Origin of the sequence: Enterobacter sp. RHBSTW-00318 (assembly GCF_014101375.1) — a bacterium.
Taxonomy (GTDB): domain Bacteria; phylum Pseudomonadota; class Gammaproteobacteria; order Enterobacterales; family Enterobacteriaceae; genus Enterobacter; species Enterobacter ludwigii.
This window is the reverse complement of record NZ_JABXQH010000001.1, coordinates 4,765,788-4,780,471: the sequence shown is the minus strand read 5'-3', so window position 1 is coordinate 4,780,471 and position 14,684 is coordinate 4,765,788. Positions and strand designations below refer to the sequence as shown.

The following is a 14,684-nucleotide window of genomic DNA, read 5'->3' as shown; positions in this document are numbered from 1 at the left end:
GTTAGCTCCTTGCCTTACGTGGTGCCTGGTGATTTCGCTGTATGGCCTGACTGGCAGGACCGCCGTTATCGAGGTCATAAACGAATGCATCCACCGTCCACCCTCCATTTCCGTCTGGTGTTGCCTGCGCATCTACGTTTGACGACGTGTAGTTGTTGATATTGACTACCACACCACCACCTCCCCCATTCGTCAGCTCCTTATTGCTAATCACCTTTCCGTTGTCTCCGGGGATCATGTACTGACTGCCATTGCTGGCCTGGTAGATTTCAGGCATGCCGCCCTCGCCTACCTGGTACATAGAGCCTGCTGATACAGGACCGCCATTTTTACGCTTACCTGCGATACCACCAGCCATCGCCATGGCGGCAATAACTGCACCGATACCAATGGCCGCAGCACCACCGAATGATCCGATGGAGGCGACGATTGCAGCTGGTGTCCACGCCGCGGTCGTGGCCGCAGCAGAGGAAACGCTTGCCGCGGTAGTCGTCGCTGTACCGGCTACTGCTGCCGAGGTTGTGGCCGTGGTGGCAGCGATTTGGGCAGTGCTGCCAGTTATCGCTGATTTAACCCACTCTACACCCATCTGCACAAAGCCATTGATGAGGCTATTCAGCGCGTTGCTTGCGAGAGATTGCATGGCCTCCTGAGCAGACATGCTTCCGGTTAGGATCCCCGTGAAAGCGTTGGAAGCGTTGCCAGCTAAAGAGTCAAATCCGGCTGCCAATAACTCATTCGCAGAATTTTGGTTTTTCCATATTTCCCATTGCGCTGCTATCCGTTGATGTTCGTATTGAGTATTAGCTGCATTAGCAAGCTCTATCCCACGCTGTGTTAGCTTTCCTTTATCAGACTCGAATTGCTGAATCATGGCTAATTCGGTTGCATGCTGATTGGCAAGTTGCTGAACTGAGTCAATTCCTCCTTGCGCATCCTGTACGGGCGTGACATTTGCAATTTTCTGCGCCCTTATCTTCGCCAGATTAACCTGATGTTGCTGCTCAAGTTGTTCTGACGTAGCGTTGTACTGCTCTTGGCTGATTTTCTTCGCGGCCAGAGCTGTGTTCAGAGCCTCAACATCCTGCTTGTAAGTGGCGTTCTCACGTGACTCAGGAAGAAGCTTCTGAGCTGCAGACTCTGCCTTGATAGCGTTGGCCGTATCCCATTTTGCTGCAGCATACTGGCGGGCCTCTGCGATCTGGGCCTGAGTCGCGCCTTTCCCAAGAGATTGCTCGGCATTAAGCATGGCCTGCTCTCTGCTGAGTTCTTGAGTTGACCCCGCCGCCAGTTCCGCTTGCTGTTTCAGGTTCGCCAGTTTCTGAGCCACAGAATCAGCGGATGTTGCAGAACGTTTATCCTGCTGTTCGCTTTCACGCTGTGTTTTTTTTCTGGCTTCTTCGGCCTTTTGCAGGTCGTAGTTTTCTCCAGCAAGCTTTCCAGCTGATGATATCTGATTCTTGTTATCAGTTACCTTGGCGGCTTGCATTTGAGCTTTAACAACGGCTCTTTGTCGCTCATCCTGAATTTTAAGAAGTTCGTTTTGCTCCTCAAGATTGAGGATAAGCTTATCGCCCTCTTTCGTGGCCGGAGAAATTTGCAGTGCTTTCGGATCAAAATTCTTCCCTGCCTGATTGGCCCGGTTTATTTCATCAGCTGTATCACCAAAGGCTTTCGCTACCGCACCCTGAACTTGCTCAAGAGACCAGGATTTTTCGATGAGTTGATCATGAACTCCCATCGCCGTAAGCATGTTGTTCGTGAGCGTGCGTGTCGCCTCTGACGCGGTTTCTTCTGTCCGGGATAATTTATCCTTTGCGGCCTCAAGATCTCGCGTCTTGCGAGCCAGCTCATCAGACACCTCAGCCTGCTGACGGGCGAAATCCGCACCTTGCCCCATAGATTCAGCAACTTCCTGCGCTGCCGGGGTAAAGTTCTGATACCTGTCTCTCAGCGAGTCAACTTCACTCTGCAGATCTGCTACAGCCTCTTTCTGGGCTCGTATAGAATTATTGGCATCTGCAATCGTCCCGCGCAGTTGGGTGTTACTCATTGACGTCATTGACGCATTTAGCTTATCCAGACCGTCAGCAAAGGCGATCGCCTCCTCTTTTGCTTGCTGCGCTTTCTGCCAGAAATAGAATATTGCACCGGCGGCCAGCATTGCAGCTCCAGCCGGACCTCCAATAAGCGCCAGCGCCCCGCGAGCAAGTCCGATAGCAGCTGACGCTGCACGAGCAGCTGTTGCTGCGCGAGCAGATGCTGCGGCCTGAGCTGTTTCAGCCTGAGCCAGAGTGATTGATGCGGCTGTCGCGCGGGATTTCGCTGCGATCAGAGCATCCATTGCCAGCATCTCTGCAGCGCTACCTCTGGCAACGTTGTACTCTGCCTGAGCAAGCGCCATGGCTGATAATGCTGCCTCTTTATCAGCAAGTGCCTTGCGCTGCGCTGAAGTAGCTGCCACCAGAGCTGTTTGTGCCACCTGGCTATTTGCCGAAGCCTGGCGCTGTGCCGCAAAAGTTGACTGAACCTGTGCAGCCGCAGACATGGTTAATGCGCCAACAAAGCGGCTACCCATAACGGCGGCAACGCCGGTTAACACAGTGCTTAGCAGGCTGATATTTTCACTTGCCGTGATAATAGCTTCGTTAAATACCGCGACGCCGGATTTGACTGTCGCATTCTCACCGAAGAATTTGGTGATGTTGTTACCGGCAATTTGCATTGATTGACTGATCGTCGCAGTTGTCTTTGCAAACTCTGCACCGATAGTTGCGCCCTGCGAAAGCAGACCGTTAACGATGACTTCTGTAGTCAGCTTTCCGTCAGCGGCAAGCTGGCGCATCTGACCTATTGTCACGCCCATTGAATCAGCCAGTGCCACCATAAGGCGGTTACCGTTCTCATTCACCGAGTTGAATTCATCACCACGTAGTGCTCCGGATGCCAGCCCCTGTGACAACTGAATAATTGCGTTTTCAGCTTCCTGAGCGCTGGCACCAGATACAACGAAACCCTGATTGATGATGGTAGTCAGTCTTGCAAGGTCATCAGCGCTTGTTCCGTACTGCCTGGTTGCTCTCTCAAGGCGTGAATAAAGTGACGCTGTAGCTTCAAGACTGCTTCGCGTCTGTTGCGTGATGTTAAAAACGCGCTCAGTGACGTCAATTAATTGCTCATTTGGCCGAAGTGAGTTCGCCAGTTTGTTACTGACGTTAGCCCATGCGTCAGCGTATTCACCGATCTGCTGAGCAGATAATGCAGTAGCCAGTGCAAGCGCGACTTTCGACAAACCAGACATTGAACTCTCTGTTCCGGCTACAGCGCGAGTCGTGCTGTCAAACCCACTCTCCAGAGAATCAAGACGCCTGTTAACCTGCTGCTGCGCGCTGAGCATGCCGCGCACATCCATGTCAATTTCGTAATAGATGTTCCCGACGTTCTCAGCCATTACACTCTCCCGGCAATATTATTCGCTGTTTCTTTTGGCTCTGCGTGCCGCCTGTTTAGCCAGGTACTGATCAGCAATGGTTTCGTACTCTTCGCGAGTGAAGCCTTTCTGGTCAGGGTATTTCGCCGCCAGCAGCATCTGGAATTTTGTCATTGTCAGCCTTGCCGCCTCTTCCTCGCTCATCCTGAAATGAGTCTGTGCGGCAACGATGTAATCCAGCGCCCTAAACTCGCTCGTCCTCTCGCCGGTCTCATGGCGCTGCAACTGGCGGATCTTAGCTTTGCCGACGACGCCGTGCTGCATAAGGTGCTGAGCCAGTACGATGATGTCGTTTTTAGGCATCTGGCCGGGTCGATATACAACGCAGTGTCGCCAACCCTTCCACTCGCCAATCATTGGCGTCAGGTCTTCCTCGCAGCATGCCTGCAGCACCAGCATGCTAGTTGATAACAGCTTCTCAGCAGCGCGGTTGAATGATGGAGCCAGCCATTCAGGAAAGCGTCCCAGCGTGCCAGCGCAAACCTCAATCAGCTGAGTGACATCATTGCCGTGGATGGTGGCGTACGCCTGCACAATCTCTTCCGGAGTGCCGATCCTGGTCATGGCCTCAAATGAAGGTCGCAGCAGGTAATCTTTCCCGCCTTCGCGGCTGTCGCTGATAGAGAGTTCGCCAATATCGGTTAAAGCGGTCATAGGCCTTCCAGTAAACGGTCATTATCAAGGGCAGCACGCCGCCCTTTGGAATGTCCGTTAGGTAACGGTAACCGTATGCACGGCCACAAAGTTGCCGTCTTCGGTGTTGATGATGATCTGTGCGCTGCCGGTGGCAACACGCGTCACGGTAACGGTGTTGCCGGAGGCGGTGGCCGTTGCTTTAGTCGCATCGGTAGTCGCTACAGTGAAATCTTTGTTGGTTGCGCCGGTTGGTGCGACGTTAACCGTGAAGGTGCTGGTACCGCCTGCCGTGCCGGTGCTGGTTGTCGGTGTTACCGTCACTCCAGTCACTGCGACCTCGCTGATCTCGTTCACTTCGATGGTGCTCGCATCACCGACTTTGAACTCGGTAGAGAACGTGACGATGTCGTTGGTACCGCCGTCAGAGCTCAGCGCGGTGATGTTCATGTAGCCGATAAATTCTACGGGGCCATATGCCATTCGCACCCAGATACCTGTCTGACGCTTTGCCTTCAACTCACCTGAGAAATACTTGATGAACTTGCCGACACCGTACTGATCCAGCTTATCTTTTTTGCGCACCTCACCTTCAAAACTGAAGGTGAGATCACTGTTGGTGATGATGGTCTCGACATAGCCGCCGCCGTCATCCGCATCAGAGGTAACCGTGTTAGGGTTGAAGTCGAAGCCTTTCGACGTACCAGCAGCCAGCGCCTTCCACTCAGATTCAAGTGGCTTGACGTCCGGGCAGCCATCGGCGACCTCAAGCACAACCGCTCCACCGAACAGGCGTTCGTTCGAGTTCTGGCAATTAGCCATGTGAAACTCCTCTTTGACTTAAAAAGAAAAACCCGCCTGAGCGGGTTATTTGTTTTGAATGGCTATTCGCCGTAAGTGCAGGAAAATTGCAGACGAAAGACGATCCGCCCTTCCTCTGTCAGTACTGGCGGCGGTATGCCTGCCATGTTCTGTATGTACCCAACGCATTCATCAGCCATTGGATTAGCCTGAATGTAATCGACAATAGACTGCGCAGCCTGAGCCGTAGCAGCTCTCTTATCTTTTGGACCGATGACGTTAACCATTACGTAATGATCGGAACCGAGATCGCTTCTGATTGGTGTGCCGTTATTTGGCGCAAATACGATAAATGCGTCAGTTGCCTTCTTAGTGTCTTCAAAAAAAAGCAACTGAACAATGCGACCGGTGGTTAGCCCTGCATCTTGGAAAAGGTTTTTTACCCGCTCGTACATAGGAGGGTTCATACAGATAACTCCTTTTTAACCAAGGCGTCGATCTGACCTCTGGTGTCTTCAAAACCCTTAGACAGGAATTCTTTCTGCGCAGTAGGACGTCGGAAGTTCTGCTTAACGTTTGGATCATGTACCAACATCGCATAATTGGCAGAATATCCAACTCTGCCGGTTACCAGCGAGCCATTGATGACTATTTCCCTGTACTGACTGTTGATTAGCGTTGAAGTGTCGATAGGAGTGTATAACGCAGCCTGAGAGCTACCCATGATCATGGCTGACTGTAACGCCCTGACGACCTTTCGCCCTTTGACGTCATTAATGATGCGGTTGAGCCCGGCTTTCGACTGCTTAACGCCGCGCACTTTGATGCCCATGGCTACACTCCCGTAATTATCGCCCAGTCATCTTCCAGACCGTCGAGAGTGTCGTTCCAGCGCGTCACGTGACGAACCTCATCAGCACCTGCTACGACCGGATCCGGATCAGCGCTAACACCTATCAGGATGTAATCGCCCTCATCAGCTAACGCATACGCAGTAAAGAAGGTGTTTTTTACGACAACCTCTTTACCGATGGAGCCGAGCTTTGCAGACAGGCCGCCGATGTAGTCGCACATGATGGTTTCAGGCGGTTCGTATGGGTCGACAGGATCGCCCCACTCGTCATTACCGCCCGCTCCCTTGCGCCATATCGTGCATGGCTTGTTGTATGACCATGAAGCAGTAGACGACATCAGCCCTCCTTCCAGCGCAGCACCTTCGCGCCGGTCGCCCGGATGCGCGGGCAGTTGATGAACCACTCGCCATCCGATTTCACGTAGCCGGTAGTCTCCCGCCCGGTGTCGGTCATCACCCAGACGCGGACGAATGAGCGCGGGAGGCCGTGCTTAACTGATTTGTACGTCATCAGCAGCCTCCGACCACCATGAACAGGCCGACGCTATTACCGGCACTGATCGGCAACTCGCCGGTGCATCCGCTGGTATCGAGACGGGCCAGAGAGTCGCGCAACCAGGTTATGCTGTCGTCGCCATATTCAAACGAACGGGACGCCCCAGACGGCGCACCCTGAGATTTGATGCGGCGAGCCCCGGACGACGTAGCCATAAGCGCGGCGGCATACATCAGGATCAGCTTCGCGGTGCACTCGTCATACCCGGCGCCATTGAGGCACGGGATAATCTTGTTCACCACGCAGAGGATCGGCGTAAGCAAGGTATCAGGTATGGCGTACCCCAACTCAGCGAGGAAGCCTTTAATTTCTTCTGGCGTAAGCGGGGTTGCCATGGTTATTTCGCCTTTTTCGATTTAGCGGTGTTGTCTGCCTGCTCTGCCTGCTCTGCCTGCTCTGCCTGCTCTGCCTGCTCTGCCTGCTCTGCCTGCTCTGCAGGTTTATCGTCAGCACCAGGAGTGGCAACTTCAAGTTCCTGCTCTTCAACTTCGCCAACGACCGAGACGCGGCCAGCGAAAGCAGGTGGCACATCAACCGCAACGAACTCATGACCCAAAGGCAGTTGCTGGAATACGCCGTTAATCGTTCCCCAGCAGCCAGTCTTCTCGACTTTTAACTTTTTCATGCTCTCTCCTGAAGAAAAGGGGCCGAAGCCCCTTAACCCTGTGCGTTGAACACTTTAGAGCGACCGTTGAAATCGCGCTTAATCTGCAGACCGACAGCACTCCAGACCAGAGTGTTGTAGTTGTCGAACGGATTCTGGCGCGGGATCATGAAGGTGCCCACCGGCGCGGCAATACGCGTCTTGATGTACTGCGAATTGCGCACGTACGCGATGAAGTGGTTACCCGTCAGCTTAAAGGTCTGGTTAACAGACTCGATACGGCCGTAGCGCAGGATGTACTCCAGCACGGTGCCTTCTTTGAAGCCGGCAGCGGAGGAATATGGTTTGCTCATGTTGCGCATGATGTCAGGCGACACCCACACCTTCACCTTCTCCTGCACGTAGTTATCGTCCAGGAGCTTAGCGAACGGGCCGGTGAAGAATGCGACCATCTCGTCAGGGGTGGCGGTGGTCAGGTCGATATTCAGACCGGACGCACTCAGATCCACCTGGTTGGTGTTGGCGTGGTTGGTGATGCCTGCGCCGACATACCCCTTCACCTTCACTTTCGCGTCACCAGACAGCATGTAGTCGGCCATATCCTCGCGGATGGCTGCAACGTGCGCTTCCTGGTCATCGGCCATTGCGTCAAGGTTTTCTGACTGCATGCCGTTCCACTCACGCCATTCACGGCTGTAGCCGGTATTGAAGATCGGGATTGGGTCACCAGCTTCGTCGTAGATGACTTTATCCAGTTCTTCCGGAACGTGGCCCGTCAGTGTGCGATGAACCTTGCCCGCGTCACTGGAGACGCGGTAAAGCGCCGCTGTCTTGCCGATAGAGATCGGCGTACCGAGACCGAGCAGATCATCCAGCAGGCCGTTGCCTTCGTCATTACGGAAGACTCGGGTAGTGATGTTGTCCACTTCACGCCAGTAGTCTTTGGAGATCAGCGCAGCCTGGTTAACTTCCAGTGCGCCGCCATACTGGGCGGAAATAGTGTTCTGGTTGATGTTGAAGGACTCACGCTGCATCAGCAGCTGATTCCACGCCTGCTTTACCTGGTTATATTCAGTAACCAGCTTTTTGTTGAATACGATCATGCTCATGCGGTTGCTTTCCCTGATTTGCGAACTTTCACGAGCTGAGCTTCTGCGCCAACGGTGATTTTTTCGCGTGAATAAAAGAGGACCTGGTCGGTGGCTGGTGTGGTCGACTTGGCCAGCGTGCCGTCACCGGCAGAAACCAGACCTTCGTTTTCCAGCAACGCTTCGCCTGCTTTGACCAGCATGTGGTAATCCACATCGTCTTCGCACATGATGGCCGCGCCGGTATCACCTGCAGGAACCGAGTCGCGAATGTCACCACCGCCGATGTAGTTGTGCTGAAGAGCCAGGGCAACGCCTGCACCGCCAGCGACATTGTGAACTGCCAGTTTCCCCGTGCTGTCGAGCATCACCAGTGAGCCGGGTTTCACGGCCGCCGCCATGATTGCTTCAATGACCTGTGGGTCATTCTTACGGGCCGTGCCCGCGATTACCGTATGGAAACGAGGTGCGAGAGCCATTATTCAGGTGCCTCCATGTTAAGGATTTCACTCTGAGCGCCATTCCCCTGGAATGCAGGGTTCAGACCGGTGCTGGTCTGGCACTGTGAGTACAAGTCGTTCAACGCGTCACCGGACAGGGAGTTAACCGCTGCTTCGGTCATGAACGAGAATTTCGCTTTAACAGCGTCACGTTTGGTTTTCAGCTCGCTCTCAGCGTTCGCCTGCAGCTGAGTTTCCAGCTTGCTCAGCTTTTCGTTCAGCGGGGTGAGCGCAGCATTAACAGCAGCAGTAATCACATCAGAGTTGATCTGAGCCTTGCCCGGGTCGCCGCCGCCATCTTTCTTCTGCATCTGCTGGTTGTAGGCATCCCAGACCTGATCGTCGGTCAGCCCTTCGGTTTTAACGCCTGCGGCATTGAGCGCGGCGATCATCTTCTCTTTCATCGGGTTTGTTTCTCCGTTGGTTTTGACTTCGTACTCAGTTGGTTTGCGCACGACTTCTACTGGATCGCCGACAAGCGTTACGACTTTGTCAGAGATGAGGTACTTCTGGTCGAAGAGCTTCGGCTTGGCGTTTTCGACATCCTCTTCGTAAACGAAATGGTCAGGCCAGACACTGACGACGTAGCGCCACTTTTTGTCGTCCTGCCTGATGGACATGCGCAGCGCCTGGTAGATGTCGTCGAAGGACATCTCTGAAGCGTTGCTAATGAAGAACTTCACCTTGTTCCACCAGCCGTCTTTCATGCTGTTGGCTGCATCGATGAGGCTCGTCGCTTCAACATCGGCCTCTTGCCCGTCAGCGTTGACGAACATGCCGACACCTTCATCCGGCGTACCGGCGCCTGGCTCGTCGAGCAGGATCGCGATGTGGTCGAACTGCATGTTGTGAGCGACCCAGGAGTATTTCTTCTGCTTCGACTCACCTGCCTTTTGCTCTTTGTTCAGCAGCAGACCGGTAGAGACATGAATCGGGTCGGCGTTATTGCCGGAAATCATGTCGTCCAGGCGCTGAATAAGGCGCTTCCCGTCAGGCTTGGTGTCTGCTACAGCCTTATTGACGTAAACGTCCATCACGACTTTGTCGTTTGCCTTGCTGACGTTCTGAGCCCATGCCCCGGCGTAGTAATCGTTGACAGCCTGCGGGTCGTTGGCGCTGACGTATTTGCCGTTCACCATCGGGTGGCCGATCGGCATTAACTTGCGCTCCATCGTCTGGTAACTGTTGTTAATCTCCTCCGCCGGATACAGGCCGCCATTCATCACGATGTCATCGACGATCGGGACCGCACCACGAATGACGTAGTGCTCCTGGCCGTTGATGGTGGTCGTTGAGATGTTGGAGGCGTTGATGGCGAGGGATTTAACGTGGATGCTGGATAGCTTCACGTTGCGTCCTCATTGGTGGATTTCAGGCAATAAAAAACCCTCCGGAGGAGGGTTTAGTTCAACTATATGGGCTAGAGCTTAAATACAGAGTTAATGATAATTCTGATTGCGTTTTGATGGCGACTCTGGGCATCAGTTAGCGCCTCGTCTTCAACATCTTTCAAAAAACCTACCGCAGTAAAACTTCCTTCCGCATACTCAACAGCTGTATGCCCTTCTCCCAATTGAACGTTGTTATTTCCAAAAGCGCGATAAGTTACGATATATTTTTCCATAGTATTCTCCTTGAAAATGTCCCTATACCTTATCGGCTGTTTTTCATAATCATTGAGTCTTATTCCAGATTTTTCGCTCTTTCGCCAACTTATCCGCCAGCCCTTCGTTGAATATGCTGCCGTCGTCGTTGAGAAGCACCGGAATCTGGCTGCAATAGCAGTTGTACCGGTTGCCGTTCTCGGCGTAGAAGTCCCGCACCTCTTCGGTGGTGTAGACCTTGCCGTGACGGCTGGCGTGCCAGGTGCGCGTTGTTGGTTTTAGCGCTGAGAGCCAAAGCAAGCCGGTGTTCAGCCCCAGCCGGTCAGCAGCCCAGTCAGTTTCATTCCATTGCGCCTGCCGCATCGCGCCTACCTGCTCGGTCTGCGCTATGGTCTTCGCCTTCGACATCGACACATCGAGGCGCTTGCTGATGACGCTGGCCGTCTCGCGTGGATTCGCCCCACGCGCGACCGCATCGGTAATGATATTGGTCAGATCACCTCGGGCGGTATCGCTGATGACCTTCCAGTCATTGAACGTTGTCAGCCTGGCCGCCGATATCTGGTTCAGATAACCTGGGCTACTTAAAAGCTGCTGTAGCGTTGTCTGGCTGGCGTACATCTGCGACTGCTGCGAGAGGTTGTTGAATGCCTCCAGCGTGCCGCGCTGCGCCTCTGCGACGACGAAATCCATGGTCCAGAGGTTTTGCTCGCCACCATCAAGCAGGTAATCGTCGAGAATTCCCTGCACTGCCTCCAGCAGGTCAGCCAGTTCCTGCGCCGACATGTCGTAGATGAACCTGCCGGCGTTGACCTGGTAGAGCCGCATATCCTCGCCGTGGTCGTGGCACAGGAAGTGCCAGTTATGGCTATTTACCTCACGCTCTCGCCCGGTCAGCCGCTGGTCAAACAGTGCTTTTAGCGCGCGCTTGATGCCGAGATACCGCTCCTCGATATCCCGGAACATCGCGGAAACCTGCTTTGCAGAGCGTGTCGGGTCAACCTTGCTGCGCGGAACTATCGGCAGCCCCACCTTTGCCGTCTGTTCTGGTGTCATCGGCCAGTGGATCATCGGTAGTCACCTTCTCGTCCGGTTTCGGTGGTTCTTTTGGCTCAGGAAGCGGGTCGAGCCCAACAATCTCGCGCAACTCATTGGCAGTGAATGGCGGTTCGCCACCATAGAAGCCAGATGTTTTCTGCACGATATCGGCCAGTTTCGAAGCGTTCTCGATCTTCTCTTTCTCGCCGGGCGCCAGCAGGTCGCTCCAGGAGATGGTGACCTCGCCTTTAGTCGGTGGGTCGATAATCCCAAGCGTCCAGAAGCGTTCCAGCAGCGCTGTGATGCGGTCAGTCAGGAAACCATTACGGCGTGTGTTGCGGCGTATAGCCCAGTCCGTTTTATCCTCGTCGCTCGCCAGTCGCCCGGTCTGCTGACCAAACAGGATGGTGAACGGGATCTGAACGGATGCGGCCAGTTCGTTGGCTGTGACTTCCCAGGTTGGCCCTGGGTCGCCGGGTGTGACGCTGAGAACGTGCATCTGCCCGGCCTGCATTACGGCGGCCGCATCGGTACCGCGGTTAAGCTTGTTGACCTTGTCGCCCATAGCTTCGCCGAGATCGGCATACCCAGCCTTCTTGGCCTGGTCTGCCAGTGTCGCCATGTCCGTTTCTTTGCTGAACTCGACGGCGATCTGACGGCTGGCGTTTTTCAGGAAGCCCTCGGCGCCACCGCCGGAAATCTTCTCGATATCGAGGCCTTTGTTGAAACCAGCCTCCAGCAGCGGGATGCCGGACAGAACGTTGTCGTCTTCAGATCCTTCGCAGAACAGGATAACGCGGCTCGGATGTACCGGTTCTCCGCGCATCGGACCGACAAAAGGCTCATCACCAACCGGCTGCTCGTTGAAGTTGAACATCTTCGGCTGGCCGAACGTTTCTGACTGACGGTCGTTATCCCATTCAGCGACGGTTAACTGCGGCTCCCACACAGGGATAAGTTTTACCAGCGCTGACTCGCCGAGTCGTTTTACTAAAGCAGTGTCGACTTCCTGATCCCAGTTCCGATTGTCTTTGACCTGCAGCAGAAGCGCTGAGTAGCGCCCGACCATATTGCGGCGATCGGCATCCTTCACCTTCGGCCACAGCTTCTTCATGAACTTGGTGACTTTCTTTTCCCAGGCGTTTGTATTCTTCGCCTCCTGAGCTTCATCACCGTCAACAATGACCGGATAGTCTTGCCAGCAACCATCCAGCAGGCGATGCACCACAGCGAAGCCAGCGGCGTTGCGGCGGTACATGTTGTAGAAGTCGTTGAAGGTGATCGTGCGCGGGTAGCCAAATTCCTGGTAAAGCGTCGGTCGCTTCGTGTTCCCGCCACCGATGCCGATGGCATTCAGGTAATTTGCTCGCCTCATTTCAGTGGCGAGGTTGTTCACAGCCAGTTGAAGGCCGTTATCTTGTTCGCTCACTGGCGATGCTCCTTAGAAGAATACTGTGCCAACCTGCTTGCGGTTGTTCTTCGTCACAGCGAAGTAACGGAAACTATCGGCACCATGCGAAGTGGCGTCATGGAGAGGTTTGTCTTTCCAGCATCCGCGCTTGTCGTCCCACTCCTTCCGGTAGCCCTCAAGGTGAGAGATACCTTCCGAGCATTTCTCCTCATCGAATACGCATTTCGGGAGGATTTCACGCGCCGACTCAATGCCGGTATCGATGCCAGCTTTCGGCACCACTTTGAAATTCAGTGAGTACATCTGACCGTCGATTTCGTACCCTTCGCGCGCCAGCTCTTTGCGTGACTTCGCATCAGCTGCGAACTCGCGGTTTTCGATGTCGTGCGGCCCCCAGTGTTCGCCGTACTCATAGCCGCGGTCTTTCAGCACCTTCATGTAGTGCCTCAGCCCCTCGCCGGAGTTTTCGTAGTAGTCGATGATGTGGAACTCTTCGCCGACCTCACGAACGAACCATATCGCCGTGGAGTCACCCACACCGATATCCCAGAACGTGTGCACCGGCAGGTGTGAGTTATCCGGAATTTGGCCGATCCGCTTGTTGGTGTAGAGCCAGCGGAACTGCTTGGCGTAGTACGCGCCCTCGACCGACTGCTGGAACGCCTCGGCCGGAATGGTCGGGTATTCGCGCTTCATGTCATCGCCGAGTGTCTTTTCTTTGGCGTAATACCAGGCCTTCTGCCGTTCGTTTACGACAACGCCATGCTTCGCTTCCATCTCAGCGAAGTATTCCAGCAGGCGCACCGGCAGTGCTTCGACCGGGTCGATTGCGTACTGTGGGTTCTTCCACCAGGAGAAGAAGAAAAACTTCCAGTCCAGCGCGGATAAAGGCTTCCCCTGCAGCAACGCTTTCTCTGCCGTCTGGCAGTAATCGAAGAAGTAACCTGCCCGACCCTCAGCCGTGCTTTCGATAGTAGCGAAGCATCCGGTCGATACCGCCTCAAACGCACCAGTGACGATCTCACGGGCTTTGTCAGGATACTTGGCGCATATCTTCCCGAACTCGGAAACGTGCAGGTAACGCAGCGTACCGCCACGGAATGACGTGCTGACGTAAAGTGAGCCGCCCTTCTTAAAGACGAGCTCTCCGGAAGAGTCATTGCTGGCCGGGTTGGCAGCCTTTATCTCTGCCGGCAGCTTGTCATATGCGTATTTCACCTTTTCGCGGAACAGGCGTTTTGCGTCATTCAGCGTGTGAGCAATTAACGCGCACTTCGCCGACTCGAACAGAGCCGCGTCGAGCTGTATGATGCACACCTCGGTCGTGAAGCCTAGCTGACGAGCCTTCAGGATAATGTTGCGGGTGTGGATCCCCTCGAAGTATTCCCGCTGTTCAGGCGTCATCCTGAAACGCGTTGGCTTTCCCTCTTTGTCGGTGATCCAGTAAAGATTGTTCAGCCGCCAGTCTTTATCTGCCAGCAGCTTGATGTGCTCAGGTTTCATTACGCCCCCTGAGACAGTGAATCCATCAGGTCAGAGAGTTGCTTAACAGAATTGTCGCCTTCCGGCCCGTCGATATCGTAGGCCTGGCGCTCAAGCCCAATCAGGTTCTTCAGCGCGTCGCTCAGCGCCTTCACTGACTTAACCCGCTCCGGCATGCTGATGACCTTGTGGTAAATCTCATTGAGTTTGTCCTGGCCTTTGTCGTCAGGGTCGAACATCAACTCTCCGAGCCTCTCCAGTGCGGCCACGTCTGCGCACTCTGCGCCCAGCTCATCAAACAGAGCGTTGGTTATCTGCCGGGCGCGCTTAATGTCGCCGCGATGCTCCATGCGGACGTTGGCGATTACTTCAGCAGTCGCCTCGATGAGTACGCGTTCGTTAAAAGTGACTTCACTGCGTACCTGTTTGCGTACCTCTGCTTTGCGTACCAGATCGTCAGCACGTTCTTTCACCTTCGCATTCAGGTCACGCGACCAGTCATCACGCTTGGCACGCTTACGGATAGCGCCTTCGCTTATGCCGTGTTGTGATGCTATCTCTCGGAGGGACATCACTCCGGCCCGGTACGCCGTCTCGATGGCCTCCCAGTCCGGTTTGCTCATT

The 14,684-nt window shown here is 54.4% G+C and carries 17 protein-coding genes; all 17 read right to left on the bottom strand.

Translation table 11 applies throughout. The features are described 5' to 3' along the window. Window position 1: 1 nt before the first annotated feature. On the bottom strand, window positions 2-3,451 hold the full coding sequence (locus tag HV157_RS23580) for a tape measure protein (protein ID WP_182269015.1): 3,450 nt from the start codon (window positions 3,449-3,451) through the stop codon (window positions 2-4). An 18-nt stretch (window positions 3,452-3,469) separates the two neighbouring features. Then, window positions 3,470-4,144, bottom strand: a complete 675-nt coding sequence (locus HV157_RS23575) for a DUF6246 family protein (protein ID WP_182269014.1) — start codon at window positions 4,142-4,144, stop codon at window positions 3,470-3,472. Window positions 4,145-4,201: 57 nt separating this feature from the next. Next, the gene (locus HV157_RS23570) at window positions 4,202-4,945 is read right to left on the bottom strand and encodes an Ig-like domain-containing protein (protein WP_058677217.1); all 744 of its coding nucleotides are present in this window, start codon (window positions 4,943-4,945) and stop codon (window positions 4,202-4,204) included. Window positions 4,946-5,007: 62 nt separating this feature from the next. Next, complete coding sequence (locus tag HV157_RS23565; RefSeq protein ID WP_182269013.1) at window positions 5,008-5,391, bottom strand: hypothetical protein; 384 nt, start codon at window positions 5,389-5,391, stop codon at window positions 5,008-5,010. After that, window positions 5,388-5,756 (bottom strand): HK97 gp10 family phage protein, encoded by a 369-nt coding sequence (locus tag HV157_RS23560; protein ID WP_182269012.1) that lies wholly within the window; start codon window positions 5,754-5,756, stop codon window positions 5,388-5,390. The genes HV157_RS23565 and HV157_RS23560 overlap by 4 nt, the downstream gene beginning before the upstream one ends. A 2-nt stretch (window positions 5,757-5,758) precedes the next feature. Then, the gene (locus tag HV157_RS23555; protein WP_182269011.1) at window positions 5,759-6,115 is read right to left on the bottom strand and encodes a hypothetical protein; all 357 of its coding nucleotides are present in this window, start codon (window positions 6,113-6,115) and stop codon (window positions 5,759-5,761) included. Then, on the bottom strand, window positions 6,115-6,288 hold the full coding sequence (locus tag HV157_RS23550; protein ID WP_057060243.1) for a hypothetical protein: 174 nt from the start codon (window positions 6,286-6,288) through the stop codon (window positions 6,115-6,117). The genes HV157_RS23555 and HV157_RS23550 overlap by 1 nt, the downstream gene beginning before the upstream one ends. Next, the gene (locus HV157_RS23545) at window positions 6,288-6,668 is read right to left on the bottom strand and encodes a hypothetical protein (protein ID WP_182268293.1); all 381 of its coding nucleotides are present in this window, start codon (window positions 6,666-6,668) and stop codon (window positions 6,288-6,290) included. Before HV157_RS23545 ends, HV157_RS23550 begins: the two co-directional genes overlap by 1 nt. A 2-nt stretch (window positions 6,669-6,670) precedes the next feature. Then, window positions 6,671-6,958, bottom strand: coding sequence for a hypothetical protein (locus HV157_RS23540; protein ID WP_182378584.1), 288 nt, complete (start codon window positions 6,956-6,958; stop codon window positions 6,671-6,673). 32 nt (window positions 6,959-6,990) lie between these two features. Further along, window positions 6,991-8,046, bottom strand: coding sequence for a major capsid protein (locus HV157_RS23535; protein WP_025913417.1), 1,056 nt, complete (start codon window positions 8,044-8,046; stop codon window positions 6,991-6,993). Then, complete coding sequence (locus HV157_RS23530) at window positions 8,043-8,504, bottom strand: hypothetical protein (protein ID WP_182268291.1); 462 nt, start codon at window positions 8,502-8,504, stop codon at window positions 8,043-8,045. Before HV157_RS23530 ends, HV157_RS23535 begins: the two co-directional genes overlap by 4 nt. After that, complete coding sequence (locus HV157_RS23525) at window positions 8,504-9,874, bottom strand: DUF2213 domain-containing protein (RefSeq protein WP_182268290.1); 1,371 nt, start codon at window positions 9,872-9,874, stop codon at window positions 8,504-8,506. The genes HV157_RS23530 and HV157_RS23525 overlap by 1 nt, the downstream gene beginning before the upstream one ends. Before the next feature lie 71 nt (window positions 9,875-9,945). Next, window positions 9,946-10,149, bottom strand: coding sequence for a hypothetical protein (locus HV157_RS23520; RefSeq protein WP_182268289.1), 204 nt, complete (start codon window positions 10,147-10,149; stop codon window positions 9,946-9,948). Window positions 10,150-10,198: 49 nt separating this feature from the next. Then, complete coding sequence (locus HV157_RS23515; protein WP_182268288.1) at window positions 10,199-11,200, bottom strand: phage minor head protein; 1,002 nt, start codon at window positions 11,198-11,200, stop codon at window positions 10,199-10,201. Beyond that, window positions 11,127-12,596 carry a phage portal protein gene (locus tag HV157_RS23510; protein ID WP_182268287.1) on the bottom strand — a complete coding sequence of 490 codons (1,470 nt, stop codon included), beginning with the start codon at window positions 12,594-12,596 and terminating at the stop codon, window positions 11,127-11,129. The genes HV157_RS23515 and HV157_RS23510 overlap by 74 nt, the downstream gene beginning before the upstream one ends. A gap of 12 nt (window positions 12,597-12,608) precedes the next feature. After that, entirely contained in the window at window positions 12,609-14,081 is a 1,473-nt protein-coding gene (locus tag HV157_RS23505) for a terminase (RefSeq protein ID WP_182268286.1), read from the bottom strand. Continuing rightward, window positions 14,081-14,683 carry a hypothetical protein gene (locus tag HV157_RS23500; protein ID WP_029392972.1) on the bottom strand — a complete coding sequence of 201 codons (603 nt, stop codon included), beginning with the start codon at window positions 14,681-14,683 and terminating at the stop codon, window positions 14,081-14,083. Before HV157_RS23500 ends, HV157_RS23505 begins: the two co-directional genes overlap by 1 nt. Window position 14,684: the final 1 nt, after the last annotated feature.

Coding starts and splice junctions, on each gene's coding strand:
- HV157_RS23570 (WP_058677217.1), bottom strand. CDS start 4,945: ATGGCTAATTGCCAGAACTCGAACGAACGCCTGTTCGGTGGAGCGGTT.
- HV157_RS23560 (WP_182269012.1), bottom strand. CDS start 5,756: ATGGGCATCAAAGTGCGCGGCGTTAAGCAGTCGAAAGCCGGGCTCAAC.
- HV157_RS23520 (WP_182268289.1), bottom strand. CDS start 10,149: ATGGAAAAATATATCGTAACTTATCGCGCTTTTGGAAATAACAACGTT.
- HV157_RS23580 (WP_182269015.1), bottom strand. CDS start 3,451: ATGGCTGAGAACGTCGGGAACATCTATTACGAAATTGACATGGATGTG.
- HV157_RS23575 (WP_182269014.1), bottom strand. CDS start 4,144: ATGACCGCTTTAACCGATATTGGCGAACTCTCTATCAGCGACAGCCGC.
- HV157_RS23535 (WP_025913417.1), bottom strand. CDS start 8,046: ATGAGCATGATCGTATTCAACAAAAAGCTGGTTACTGAATATAACCAG.
- HV157_RS23515 (WP_182268288.1), bottom strand. CDS start 11,200: ATGATCCACTGGCCGATGACACCAGAACAGACGGCAAAGGTGGGGCTG.
- HV157_RS23565 (WP_182269013.1), bottom strand. CDS start 5,391: ATGAACCCTCCTATGTACGAGCGGGTAAAAAACCTTTTCCAAGATGCA.
- HV157_RS23555 (WP_182269011.1), bottom strand. CDS start 6,115: ATGTCGTCTACTGCTTCATGGTCATACAACAAGCCATGCACGATATGG.
- HV157_RS23505 (WP_182268286.1), bottom strand. CDS start 14,081: ATGAAACCTGAGCACATCAAGCTGCTGGCAGATAAAGACTGGCGGCTG.
- HV157_RS23540 (WP_182378584.1), bottom strand. CDS start 6,958: ATGAAAAAGTTAAAAGTCGAGAAGACTGGCTGCTGGGGAACGATTAAC.
- HV157_RS23530 (WP_182268291.1), bottom strand. CDS start 8,504: ATGGCTCTCGCACCTCGTTTCCATACGGTAATCGCGGGCACGGCCCGT.
- HV157_RS23550 (WP_057060243.1), bottom strand. CDS start 6,288: ATGACGTACAAATCAGTTAAGCACGGCCTCCCGCGCTCATTCGTCCGC.
- HV157_RS23500 (WP_029392972.1), bottom strand. CDS start 14,683: ATGAGCAAACCGGACTGGGAGGCCATCGAGACGGCGTACCGGGCCGGA.
- HV157_RS23545 (WP_182268293.1), bottom strand. CDS start 6,668: ATGGCAACCCCGCTTACGCCAGAAGAAATTAAAGGCTTCCTCGCTGAG.